Origin of the sequence: Brevibacillus ruminantium (assembly GCF_023746555.1) — a bacterium.
Lineage (GTDB): Bacteria > Bacillota > Bacilli > Brevibacillales > Brevibacillaceae > Brevibacillus > Brevibacillus ruminantium.
On the sequence record NZ_CP098755.1, the window covers coordinates 3,093,612 to 3,105,380 of the forward strand.

General features: G+C 48.0%; 13 protein-coding genes. 3 read left to right on the forward strand and 10 right to left on the reverse strand.

What is annotated here, in order from left to right:
- Nucleotides 1-229: 229 nt before the first annotated feature.
- The 7 genes from NDK47_RS15265 to prsW form a co-directional block, all read right to left on the reverse strand.
- Nucleotides 230-817: a lysophospholipid acyltransferase family protein gene (locus NDK47_RS15265; RefSeq protein ID WP_251870616.1), complete on the reverse strand. Its 588-nt coding sequence runs from the start codon at nt 815-817 to the stop codon at nt 230-232.
- A gap of 3 nt (nt 818-820) precedes the next feature.
- Nucleotides 821-1,486: a (d)CMP kinase gene (gene cmk, locus NDK47_RS15270; RefSeq protein ID WP_251870617.1), complete on the reverse strand. Its 666-nt coding sequence runs from the start codon at nt 1,484-1,486 to the stop codon at nt 821-823.
- A gap of 135 nt (nt 1,487-1,621) precedes the next feature.
- Entirely contained in the window at nt 1,622-1,804 is a 183-nt protein-coding gene (locus NDK47_RS15275; protein WP_251870618.1) for a hypothetical protein, read from the reverse strand.
- A 24-nt stretch (nt 1,805-1,828) separates the two neighbouring features.
- A complete protein-coding gene (locus NDK47_RS15280) occupies nt 1,829-2,512 on the reverse strand; it encodes a flagellar brake protein (RefSeq protein WP_251870619.1) in 684 nt (227 codons plus the stop codon).
- Nucleotides 2,513-2,628: 116 nt separating this feature from the next.
- Nucleotides 2,629-3,996, reverse strand: coding sequence for a germination protein YpeB (gene ypeB / locus NDK47_RS15285; RefSeq protein WP_251870620.1), 1,368 nt, complete (start codon nt 3,994-3,996; stop codon nt 2,629-2,631).
- Nucleotides 3,997-4,235: 239 nt separating this feature from the next.
- Nucleotides 4,236-4,397, reverse strand: coding sequence for a hypothetical protein (locus tag NDK47_RS15290; RefSeq protein ID WP_251870621.1), 162 nt, complete (start codon nt 4,395-4,397; stop codon nt 4,236-4,238).
- A gap of 20 nt (nt 4,398-4,417) precedes the next feature.
- Nucleotides 4,418-5,092, reverse strand: a complete 675-nt coding sequence (gene prsW, locus NDK47_RS15295) for a glutamic-type intramembrane protease PrsW (RefSeq protein WP_251870622.1) — start codon at nt 5,090-5,092, stop codon at nt 4,418-4,420.
- 85 nt (nt 5,093-5,177) lie between these two features.
- On the opposite strand from prsW, the gene NDK47_RS15300 reads away from it, so the two are divergent.
- Nucleotides 5,178-6,149: an asparaginase gene (locus NDK47_RS15300; RefSeq protein WP_251870623.1), complete on the forward strand. Its 972-nt coding sequence runs from the start codon at nt 5,178-5,180 to the stop codon at nt 6,147-6,149.
- 129 nt (nt 6,150-6,278) lie between these two features.
- Nucleotides 6,279-7,426 (forward strand): IS3 family transposase gene (locus NDK47_RS15305; RefSeq protein WP_251870624.1). Its coding sequence is split into 2 segments (ribosomal slippage): nt 6,279-6,549 and nt 6,549-7,426, totalling 1,149 coding nucleotides; the frame shifts between segments, so codons are not numbered across the junction.
- 68 nt (nt 7,427-7,494) lie between these two features.
- Here the strand turns inward: NDK47_RS15305 and NDK47_RS15310 are convergent.
- Complete coding sequence (locus NDK47_RS15310) at nt 7,495-8,727, reverse strand: Glu/Leu/Phe/Val family dehydrogenase (protein ID WP_407653445.1); 1,233 nt, start codon at nt 8,725-8,727, stop codon at nt 7,495-7,497.
- Between the two features lie 396 nt (nt 8,728-9,123).
- Between NDK47_RS15310 and NDK47_RS15315 the strand changes: the two genes are divergently transcribed.
- Nucleotides 9,124-9,870: a PIG-L deacetylase family protein gene (locus NDK47_RS15315; RefSeq protein ID WP_251870626.1), complete on the forward strand. Its 747-nt coding sequence runs from the start codon at nt 9,124-9,126 to the stop codon at nt 9,868-9,870.
- 84 nt (nt 9,871-9,954) lie between these two features.
- On the opposite strand, the gene NDK47_RS15320 is transcribed toward NDK47_RS15315, so the two are convergent.
- Complete coding sequence (locus NDK47_RS15320) at nt 9,955-10,557, reverse strand: genetic competence negative regulator (RefSeq protein WP_251870627.1); 603 nt, start codon at nt 10,555-10,557, stop codon at nt 9,955-9,957.
- A gap of 265 nt (nt 10,558-10,822) precedes the next feature.
- Entirely contained in the window at nt 10,823-11,716 is an 894-nt protein-coding gene (locus NDK47_RS15325) for an NAD(P)/FAD-dependent oxidoreductase (RefSeq protein WP_251870628.1), read from the reverse strand.
- Nucleotides 11,717-11,769 lie beyond the last annotated feature (53 nt).

The following is an 11,769-nucleotide window of genomic DNA, read 5'->3' on the forward strand; positions in this document are numbered from 1 at the left end:
CAGGAAGGTATTTAAAAAGGGAGGAAACCAAATGAGAGCATGATTTCGGGAAACAGGCTGCGCATGGATGGAGCCGGTTTGTCCTCCTTTTTAAACATCCTCTAAAAAAGAAGCGGGATCATGTATATTTGTAACTGCCGCCTTGTGGCAGACAGTTAGCTGACGAGCCAAGAAGTTCCAGTAAAGTTAGTATTCTACCCTTTGCTGATTCTATTCTGCCTTCTCATCATCAATGTTGCTCCAACAGTGATTTGATGTGGCTCATGATCAGGTCCGTTGTCTCCCGCATCGTCTCGGAGTCCGTTTTTCTTTCCCGATACTGGGAAATGTCAACCTGCTGTCCGTAAACGATCTTGATTGGGCGGAACAACTTGTATGGCCCCTTGATGGCCACGGGAATCACTGCTGCATTTGATTTCAGGGCAAACATCGAAACACCAGACAGGCCAGAGCCAAGCTCTCCACTCTTGCTGCGTGTGCCTTCCGGGAATATTCCAAAGATTTTCCCCTCTTCAAGCAGTTTCAGTGTCGCGCGAATCGCGGCACGGTCACCTGCTCCTCTTTTGACGGGGAATGCTCCAAATTTGGTAATCAGAAAGGAAATGACCGGGATGCGAAACAGCTCTTCTTTTGCCATGAAGTGCACTTGTCTGTCAATACCGCTCCCAAGAAGCGGCGGGTCCCACAAAGAAATATGATTGCAACAAAGAATAACAGGGCCTTCCTTAGGTATATGTTCGGCACCTATCACTTGCCAACGATAAAAGACAGAAAAAATAAAACGGAAGAAGGCGCGAAATGAACGATAATAACTCACTGGCTATTCACCCGATCGCTTGCAGATTTCTAGGATCCGCTCCACCACTTGTGGAATGGTCATCCCGGTGGTATCGATGAGAACAGCATCATCTGCCTGTCTGAGAGGAGCAACCTCCCTCTCCATGTCCCGCTTATCCCGCTCCGCAATCTCTGCTTCCAGGGCAGCGAGGTCTGTCTGATGTCCCTTCTGCAGCAATTCCTGCAATCTTCGTTCAGCTCGCTCACGGATGGAGGCAGTTAGAAAAATCTTCACTTCTGCATCGGGCAGTACATGTGTACCGATGTCTCTCCCATCCATCACGACGTTGCCGGCAACTGCCAGCTCGCGCTGCAATACGAGCATTTGCTCGCGGACTGGTGCATAGCTTGCCACAACAGAAGCGAATTTGCTTACTTCGGGAGTCCGAATTCGATCTGTGACATCCTCATCGTTCCAAAAAATGTGTTGCTGGTTATCAGTATCTCGCTTCAGCGTGATGTGATTTTGTTTCAGCAAATCGGAAACGGCTTGTTCCGCTTCCACATCGACTTGCTTTGTAATCACAGCCCATGCCAATGCGCGGTACATCGAGCCGGTGTCGATGTATAGGTACTCCAACTGCTCTGCTACCAATTTGGCTACTGTACTTTTCCCTGCTCCCGCTGGGCCGTCTATTGCGATATTCATTCTGTGCTCACCTGCTATGTACGAGTGCTGGAAAGAGATACAAACAAGAAAAGCTTCTGTCGAAGCCCCTTCATGCCTTTCTCAACTCTCTATGTTAAGTTTAATAGTACCATAGTATGGAAGCATGCGCAAACCTTAAGGTTTATGCGAGACCCCCTCCAGCCTCTCTGTCTCCACTAGCACGGAGCGCGCCGGTTCTATCGTCAGCAGCAGCTCTCCTGCTATCAGCAAAAAAACACAGAGACAAATCAGGAGGATCAATCCTTTTTCCAAGCGGTTGGAAAATCGGGCAAAATGGCGGTTAAAGTCATCTTCCATCCGGTAATCACCCTTTTGCTTTTGTTACTCCAGTACTCCCTTTTTTCTCATCTCCAGTTGTCTCTCGTAACAAGCACGGACGACCTTGGCCCGATCCGTTTCTCCAATGTGTGTGAACTTCACTGAAACCCATTGATGCTTGCCTTTTTCTCCGGGCGGCTTCACCCGAACGACTTCTCCTTCCCCGTAAGCGTGCATGATTTGACCCGCTTTATTTGGCAGAGAGAGCCAGATCATCAGCTTATCCTTCTCCATCAGGCGATAGGATTCCTCACAGGTAAAGGATAGACCGCCACCGCTCAAATCTATGGTTCGCGCCAAAAAATGATACTGCCTGATCGAATCTTCCAGCCTGACCGCAATCTCTACGGATGTGTGAATGCGAAGATAGTCACGTCTTTGATTGCGTTTAACCGCCTCTTTTTGCGGAAGACTCATGTACAGCACCGGGATGTTTTCGTTCTGTCTCCCGATGACTGACGTACGAAACTCATATCTGGAACCATCTTCGCCAATGTACCAAACATTGCACTGGGTACCCGCCTGCAAGGGAGCCATCCGTCCGGTTTTTTCACTGATCGGCAGTTCTATGACAGCGATGTCATCCCTCAGATCAGCTACCCTGGATTTTAATGTCTGATCCCTGTTCTCTTCCCAGTCATCGGCGAGGTCAAGGCGGATGGTTTGTCCGATTTTTGGCAGCATCATGGTATGTCTTTCCTCCCTTTTACTCCTCTTCTCTTCATTATAACGTCAGGAGGTAAAAAACAGCAAATGGGGAAAGCCGCAATTCTTCAGCTTTCCCTCTTCACTCTTGGCTCTTTTTATTCGGTTGCCCGGCTTTCCTTTCCGGTGGTCATCTTCACGATTTCTTCCTCTTCACCCGTGAGCGCATTAATGTACACTTTATAGGCATTGCCATCATAGCCACAGTTCATTTCCCAGCAGAGGACCTCGTTTCCATCATTTTTTCCTTCGATCAACGCCAAACGCTGATCTGTTACTTTTAAACCCGGGTTTACTTTTTTCTTCGCTTCTTCTGCTGTCAGCTTTGGCTTTGGCAAGGTTCTCGGCTTGTGATTAAACAGGTACTCTGTCGAGTTAAAGCTGACCACTGTGCCGTTGTCCAGTGCAGTTTTCACGGTAACGGCATCCGGATAGATGCGCACCTTGTCCTTTTCCGGCACAAAGGTGAGGACTGCCATCCCTTGGTAACCGTCCTTCTCTGCCACTACCATGTTGGAATAGCCATGCGCTTCCAGAAACTTTTTGGCGCTGGCTTCCGCTTGTTCCACACTCAGCCGGTGCTCTCCGACATTCCGTTCATTCATCAACCAGGCGACTTTACCTCCACGCTTGGTGACGTCCAAGTGGATCGGAGTGCCGGATTTTCCTGAAGTGATTCTGACACTGTAAGCGGAGTACTCCTCTGCCTTTCCATTCTGTTCCACTTCTACTTTTGCCTGTGACGGATGCACGCCTGTGAAATCAAGCGCAATTTTTTTCGCCTCTTCCAGCGAGACCGGCTTGCCATCGATCCCTTTGATCCGTTGCTTCTTCTTTTTGTCGAGACTTTGGATGCTGGTGCCCCAGTCTACCTCAGGGAATTCCTGTACGTTTTTCTCGATTGTTCGGAAGCCGTCAATAATCGTATTGTCGCTCTTCTTCTCATCCGAGGCCATTGCTGTCGCTACATCCATCCAACGCAAACGTTTATCGAGTACATTTGTCTGAACATGCCTTAGCTCTTTCTGGATTTTCTTGGAATTCTTGTGGAGACTTTTTAAGGTTGCATACTCCCTGTCTGTCAGCGGACTCTTTGCCAAATCACGAACCGCAACCCTGTAGGAGAAATCGGCTACATTGGAGAGAAATTCTTCCGTATGGTTAAAGGGCATGAGCGTAAGCGGAAGCTGACCGACATCTGATCGGGCTGCGTAAGCAAGTCTCCATACATTGGTCAAAGACGGAGTCATTTGGTTTCTTGAATTAATGACCAAGGATTTTTCCAATTCATCGTGAAGCTTGTCAATATGGTAGGTCAAGTCATGAAAAGCCCGCTGATACTGGTTTTCTGCCTTGATTAGGATCGAGTTTTTCTCATTGTGCTCCTGGTATCCCCACACCCCTGCTCCTACTAGGCCAACCAGTGCTACAGGCAAGAGAATTCGTGCTGCTACTCCATATACCATGTTGTGTGATTCCCCCCTTCAATTCTTCGCGGCAAAAGTAGGTCACTTCGCACCTTGATAATCCTTGCTCCCACAAGCAAGCATCCTCCTTGGCATATCATTCAATCTTTGCATAGTGTTAGTGGAGCCGGAAATGTTTATGCACGAATGCGCCAAAGGCAAACAAAAAAAGAACCGGCTATTTGCCGATTCTCCCGGTTCCCACAAAACCTGGAAATCCATGAAATTGGTTTCGGGGATCAAGACTCCTCGTGGATCATGAAATGTCTATCGTTGTTGCATAGACACTGTTTAAAGCCGGTGTCCACCTCACCGGAAGGCTCTTTTCTGCCCCGAAGCGTAAATTTTTCTCCACAGACGTTGCAGCGAATGGTCACTTTCGTTCGTTGGTTCCTTGCCACAAAGCTTCTCCTCCTTCGTATTATTGTGGACGGGAAGTCAGGGTTTTAGAACCGAAATCATGAGCGCGCTGCACTTTTTTCAATCCCTGCCACCATAACAGGAGCATAAAGGGAACAATAAACCAAAACCAGTAACGCGTCGTCAAGAAAATGGAATTGTACAATGCGTGCAGCAAAATTGGCAGGCAAAGGGAGGTCCATAAACGCCGGAGCTCCAGGACAGTGGAGCCGGAAAATTTGGCCTTGCCAAGGTAGTACCCCATCCATACACCAAACAGAGCATGGCTGGAGACAGGCAAAAGCGCACGCCAAAAAGCAATGTCAACGCCATTGATCACCAAATAAAACAGGTTCTCCAGAGTCGCAAAACCAAGAGAAACAGCAACGGCATAAACGATTCCGTCATAAGGCTCATCAAATTCCACGTGTTTATATACAGTAAAATAAATGACCATCCACTTAAAAAATTCTTCTACCACCGCGGACTGGAAAATACTGGCAAAAATTTCATTTTGCCAGTTCCACTCGGTCTGCATAATATATTGCAGAACCATGACCGGAAAAACCAAGAGAACTCCAAACAGGAAGGAACGGATGACCAGGGAGATCGGCTCTGGCTCCAGATTGTCACGGAGATAAAAATAACTCAGGATGGCGATACCAGGGGCGATTGCCGCACCGATGACAGCAAGCATCTGAGTATTGCTCCTTTACATAGGACTGTATTCCATCGTACCATGAATACTGGTGACTTGAAAACCCGTACAGGAGAGAGCGTTTATGGAAAAGAAAATTCTGGTTATTAATACGGGCGGTACCATCGCCATGTCAATAGATGAAAGTGAAAGGGTCAAACCGCTGGAAGAACACGCGGTGGAAAAAATCGGCCCCCTGCTTGAGCGCTATGCAGACGTTACGATGATCAATTATATTAACCTGCCCAGTCCTCATATTACACCGGAGATCATGAACCAGCTCCGCCTCTTTATTCAGCAGGAGCTGAGCCAGCACGGCTATGACGGTGTCGTGGTAACGCACGGGACCGATACCCTGGAGGAAACTGCCTATTTCCTCGATTTGACTCTGCCCATTACCGTGCCGATCGTTCTGACAGGCGCGATGCGCAGCAGCAACGAACTGGGAGCAGACGGTCCTGTCAATTTGATCTCCGCCGTACGAACAGCAGCTGATCCGCAAAGTCGAAACAAAGGTGTGCTCGTGGTTTTCAACGATGAGATCCACGCCGCCAGACACGTGACCAAAACGCATACAAGCAATGTCGCTACTTTTCAATCACCACAGTACGGCCCCATCGGAACTATTGCCAAGAAGCATGTCAGCTATCATCATGCGCCGCTGGACAGAGAGTATTATCCCGTTGCCAGCCCAACAGCCAATGTCCCGTTGATGAAGGCAGTAGCCGGAATGGACCCGAACTGGTTTCAGTATCTGATCGAACAGCCTGTGGATGGGTTGGTGCTGGAAGCCTTTGGATTGGGAAATCTGCCGCCTACGATCCTTCCCGCACTCCAAAAGCTGCTGGACAAAGGAATTCCCATCGTACTTGTCTCTCGCTGCTATAACGGGCAGGTTCAGGATGTGTACGACTATGATGGCGGCGGTCGTCAACTAAAGGAAATGGGCATGATCTTCGGAGGCGGCTTGAACGGGCAAAAGGCGCGTCTGAAGCTGATGGTTGCCCTCGCCCAAACCAAAAACTTCGCCGAACTTCAACAACTCTTTGACCAATAAGCAAAAACCTCCTTGCTACCAAACAGCAAGGAGGTTGGGACTGACCCCATAACGTAAGACAAATTAAAACACCTTCAAGAGAATGCGACCATGTCGTAAGATATGGGGACAACTTGGAGGTGTTTTTCTGTGGCAACGAGAGTAAGCTATCCCGCGGAAATTAAGCTAAAGGCTGTTGAAATGAGGATGGCGGGCGTATCAGTGAGTGAAGTAATGGAACATCTTTGTATCAAGAACAAAACGCAGGTGGATACATGGTTACGTTGGTATAGAAACGGGGAAATTCACCGCTTTGAACAACCAGTAGGTAAGCAGTACACATATGGAAAAGGGCCAGAGGTTACATCTGAAGTTGAAAGATTGAAGCAGGAAAATCGCTTCTTAAAACAACAATTGGATGTCTTAAAAAAGTACAAGGAGTGGGAAAGGAGGTGTCACCAGAAGCAGTAGTCCAGTGGATGGATTCCATAAAGGGAGAGGTCTCTGTACAACAAGCGTGCCTATGGCTGGGCGTTGCTCGTTCCACCTACTATCGGTGGAAAAATCAAAGGAATACACAACCGGTTTCAAAACCACTCGTCACACGTATTCGTGAGCTGTGCTTAGCACATAAATTTCGCTATGGATACCGAAAAATCACAGCACTTTTACGCCGAGAGATGCAAGTGAATCATAAACGAGTGCAACGGATCATGAGAGAAGAAGGCTTGCAATGTCGAGTGAAAGTGAAAAAGCGAAAGGGAATCGGACAACCATTCCAAGTAGCTGATCATCTTCTAAAACGTGATTTTCATGCGGAACAACCATTGCAAAAACTAGTTACGGATATTACTTACCTGCCTTTCGGCAGCAAAATGCTGTATTTATCTAGCATCATGGACTTGTACAACGGCGAGATTATCGCCTACAGTATTGGAGACACACAAGATACCGGTTTGGTTTTAGATACGTTGTATCAGTTGCCCACAGTAACGAGTTGCATGTTACATAGTGACCAAGGTTCCGTTTATACATCCAAGGCATTTCAACAGGCTGTAAAGGAAAAGGGCATTACCATGAGCATGTCCCGTAAGGGTACACCTGCTGATAATGCCCCCATAGAATCGTTTCATTCCACGCTAAAGTCTGAAACGTTCTATCTTGAAGACTTTACCTGTACAACGACGGCCATCGTTGCACAGATTGTTCAAGACTACATTCATTACTATAACTCAATTCGCATTCAAACGAAACTAAACAACCAGTCACCGATTCAATTTCGGCAACTGGCTGCTTAATTGGCTAAGGTGTTTTGATCCCTGTCCTACAGACGGGGGGCAGTCCCGTTTTTTCATACCTATTGTTTTTATACCCAGCCGCGGAAACGGGACGCTTCTGCAGTTTTGCGCACCCCTACCATATAGGCGGCGAGACGCATGTCGATACGGCGTGTTTGTGCGAGGGAATACACATTTTCAAATGCTTTTACCAGCACTTTTTCCAGCTTTTCAATAACTTCCTCTTCCGTCCAGTAGTAGCCTTGGTTGTTTTGTACCCACTCAAAGTAGGATACTGTCACACCGCCTGCGCTTGCCAGTACGTCCGGCACGAGCAAGATACCACGTTCGGTGAGGATTTTCGTAGCTTCGAGAGTCGTTGGTCCATTTGCTGCTTCAACGACGATTTGCGCTTTGATGTTAGGAGCATTCTCAGCAGTAATCTGGTTCTCGATCGCTGCAGGAACCAAGATATCGCAGTCCAATTCCAGCAATTCTTTGTTGGAAATGGTGTTGGTAAACAGTTTGGTGACAGTTCCGAACGAATCGCGGCGATCCAGGAGATAGTCAATATCCAGACCGTTTGGATCGTACAGGGCACCGTAAGCGTCGGAAATACCGACTACTTTTGCACCGGCATCATGCATGAATTTGGAGAGATAGCTTCCGGCGTTACCGAAGCCTTGCACAACGACGCGCGCTCCCTTCAGGTCAATACCGCGGCGTTTTGCAGCTTCATGAATGCAGATGGTTACACCTTTTGCCGTTGCAGTCTCACGTCCATGAGAGCCACCGAGTGCAATTGGTTTTCCTGTAATAAAGCCTGGAGCATCAAACTCACGGATACGGCTGTATTCGTCCATCATCCATGCCATGATTTGAGAGTTGGTGAAAACGTCTGGAGCGGGAATATCTTTTGTCGGTCCTACGATTTGGCTAATCGCCCGAACATAACCACGGCTCAGGCGCTCCAATTCGCGGAAAGACATTTCACGCGGGTCACAAATAATGCCGCCTTTACCGCCGCCGTAAGGAAGGTCAACGATTCCGGCTTTCAAGCTCATCCAGATTGATAGCGCTTTAACTTCATCCTCTGTAACTTCCGGGTGGAAACGAATGCCCCCCTTGGCAGGACCTACTGCATCGTTATGCTGAGCGCGATACCCAGTAAATACCTTTACTTCTCCGTTGTCCATGCGAACTGGAATACGCACGGTCAGAACGCGCAACGGCTCCTTCAAGAGTTCGTACATTGCTTCCTGGTAACCTAATTTGTCAAGTGCTTCTTTGATCACCGTCTGGGTTGAATGCAACAGATTCATGCTCTCTTGTTGCTTTTTTTGTCCTTGGGTGTTTTCGGTTACCACTTCGTGATTACCCATTACTTATTCACCTCAAAATAGTTGTCGGTAAACCCATCGTTAAGTATACACGCTTGTATCAGGGATGAGAAGATGAAAATTCCCTTTCGATGTGTAATCGAAACTTTCGGACTGGTACCGACAGCCTGATATTCTCAAAAATAAGAAGGTCACGCATATGAAGAAAGCATTGATGTCACACGCTTTGCCGGTTGATTGCCCGCATGATTTCATCTGTTGATAGCTTGCCCGATTTTCCCATCACTCATTACGCTTTCTGCACCTGTGCCCTGTCAAAACCGCCGTCCCTTGCCTATAATAGAGTAAGTGAGTCCATTTCTTTTAGCGGAGGTCCCCATGAACAAGAAAAGAATTTTGTTCATTTTTGCCCATCCCGATGACGAGACGTTTACATCGGGTGTCACCATACGCAAGTACGCCAACCAACCAGATGTATCCATTCATCTTTTATGTGCGACCAGAGGCGAAGCAGGCAAACCGGGAGAGCCGCCTATTTGCACAAAAGAAGAACTGCCCGCCGTTCGAGAAAACGAACTTCGCGTGGCCGCTTCGATCCTTGGCATTACCACGGTTGACTTCCTGGAATACCAAGATAAACACCTCTCAGATGTACCTATAGAGGAACTGGCAGAAAAAATCCGGCAGTCCATCCAGCAATACCAGCCGCAAATCGTGATCACCTTTGCCCCTCATGGGATCTCTGGTCACCCCGATCATCAGGCGATTTCTGCAGCGACCGCGTACGCCGTCAAGCATGACAGTGAGCCTTTATCTGTTCAAAAGCTGTATTATGTCACACATGCAGCTAAGCAGGGCTTCGGCAACATAGCCCCTCCCTTTACAGACCCGCTTGAGAGCATTACGACGATCATCTCGGCTCCCGAGTACGTGTCAGAGGTTGCGCAGGCACTGGCGGCACATCGAACCCAGCATCTCTCGGTCAGTCGGGTATTCCCGGGTGTATTGGAGGGGGATACTGCGTATGTTCGCTCGGTCAATCATTTTATACTCGCGTACAGCGCAGCAGGACTCCCAAGCTCGACGGAAAAAGAAGCAGACCTGTTTTCAGGAATCTCGTATTGAATGGATGAATCAGGGAAACATACAGGTAGAGCACCTGGCGAATAACCAGGTGCTCTTTCACGCGCATGCAGCGGCGTCATTTATTTAACGAAAGTGTCGACAGATTTCCTTGACTGCATCGTCAGAAAAGACAACTTTCCCATATTCTTCCAATACATACACGGTAGTAGGTGTTGCCTCTCCGTATTCAGAAAGGATCGCAATCAACTTCTGGTAGCGCTCCTGATCGAGATCCAGCTCCTCCAGTACAAGGTAATATTTTCCTTGGTAAAAGTATGCTGCTCCTCCGTTAATCAGGAAAGCATTGATTCGATGAGCAGCTTCCACCAGATGCTCAAAGTCGCGGAAGGAATAGATCACGAGATCACTTTCCTCGAGCGTTACCTCGAGTTCATACATGTCCTCATCATCGTATTCTTCTTCTTCTTTATCAGACTTCGAGCCAGTTTTTCCGCGAGTTACGATTACGACCATTCCCTGTGCTGGCAAGGCAAACACTTCAACGGCCACAGGACCTGACACCTCAAAGCCAAGCTCATGGTAAGCCTGCTCCATCATGTCGTTGAACAGTTCATGAACTTTGGGAATGTCACGCCACATGTCCTCTTTTTCGATTCCTCTCTCTGACAGATCATCAAACGTCAGAAAGATTCGTATTTTATCTTGACCAAGGCGTTCAACACGCATGACCGTCCCTCCTCGCCATCCAGTCGTACTACAAATTATGAATGAGAGCCTGTAAGAGTTCTCCGCATTTTCCGACGAATACCTCGTAATAGATAACCCATTTTCCTTCCGGGTTATCACTATCATACCATATTTATGGACAAGAATATAGCAAGGGAAACCCATTGACTGCACGATCGCGCTGACGTGTCGAAAGCTAGCGAACCTGGAGTGCTGCCGTGTTGGCAGATGTCACTTCCTGCGCTTTCCCAGGAAACATTATTTCTTATGTATGCTCTTTCGCTGTACAGGTTTCTTGATGCATACGAGATTGCTCCTGCAATCGTTTATGTATCCAGATAGCTGCTTGCAATCCATCTCCCATAGCGATTGCGACCTGCTGTGAGTGAACCGTTACATCGCCAATTGCCCAAATTCCCGGGTGGCTGGTTTCTTTGGTTCGGGGATCGACCAGAACATGTCCTTTTTCATTCAGCTGCACCGACAAGGAGCGAAGGAGCTGGGACTGTACGCGTGCTCCCGGATATGCGAGAAAGATACGTTCCACTTCGATTTTCTCTCCCGATTCCAGCTCAACACCAGCGACTTTTCCATCTATATGCAGGATACGGGCGATTTGCTTCTGATGTTCCGTGCTTTTATCATGGAGAAGCACGAGCTGATCCGTGTAATAGGAAATCGCTTTTGCCATCTCTGCTACTTGTGCTTCCTTGCCAATGACCGCCGTCCTTTTGCCAACAGCTTCATATCCGTCACAATCGGGACAAATAAAAACGGAAATGCCCAAGCATTCCCTCAGTCCTTCGATCTGCGGAAATGGATCATCAATTCCAGTGGCAAGCACGATGGTTTGTCCTTGCAGGATTCGCTGACTTCTGGTTGTGAGGTGAAATAAACGGTCTGGTGTTTGTGCCAAGGAGATCACTTCATCCTGAACAAAAACAGCTCCCAAATTCGTTGCATATGAACGTCCAGCGTGACGCAGTTGTTCTCCGCTAACCCCCGCGGGGAATCCCAAAAGATTTCGGTATCCCCGAGAAGCAGAAGATCTTCCTCCCCCTGCATCTATCACTGCCACCCTTCGCAACGAACGGCATAGTTGAATGGCAGCTTGCCACCCTGCAATGCCTCCCCCGATAATCACCGTGTCAAAGGTCAACGTTCATTCCACCCTTGTCTCTTCATTTCCGTTTATTTTCTCTCATATGTGTG

Excerpts from the sequence above, each read along its gene's own strand:
- cmk (WP_251870617.1), bottom strand. The coding sequence starts at position 1,486 with ATGAATATCGCAATAGACGGCCCAGCGGGAGCAGGGAAAAGTACAGTA.
- NDK47_RS15315 (WP_251870626.1), top strand. The coding sequence starts at position 9,124 with ATGAACAAGAAAAGAATTTTGTTCATTTTTGCCCATCCCGATGACGAG.
- NDK47_RS15280 (WP_251870619.1), bottom strand. The coding sequence starts at position 2,512 with ATGATGCTGCCAAAAATCGGACAAACCATCCGCCTTGACCTCGCCGAT.
- prsW (WP_251870622.1), bottom strand. The coding sequence starts at position 5,092 with ATGCTTGCTGTCATCGGTGCGGCAATCGCCCCTGGTATCGCCATCCTG.
- NDK47_RS15300 (WP_251870623.1), top strand. The coding sequence starts at position 5,178 with ATGGAAAAGAAAATTCTGGTTATTAATACGGGCGGTACCATCGCCATG.
- NDK47_RS15275 (WP_251870618.1), bottom strand. The coding sequence starts at position 1,804 with ATGGAAGATGACTTTAACCGCCATTTTGCCCGATTTTCCAACCGCTTG.
- NDK47_RS15320 (WP_251870627.1), bottom strand. The coding sequence starts at position 10,557 with ATGCGTGTTGAACGCCTTGGTCAAGATAAAATACGAATCTTTCTGACG.
- NDK47_RS15310 (WP_407653445.1), bottom strand. The coding sequence starts at position 8,727 with ATGAATCTGTTGCATTCAACCCAGACGGTGATCAAAGAAGCACTTGAC.
- ypeB (WP_251870620.1), bottom strand. The coding sequence starts at position 3,996 with ATGGTATATGGAGTAGCAGCACGAATTCTCTTGCCTGTAGCACTGGTT.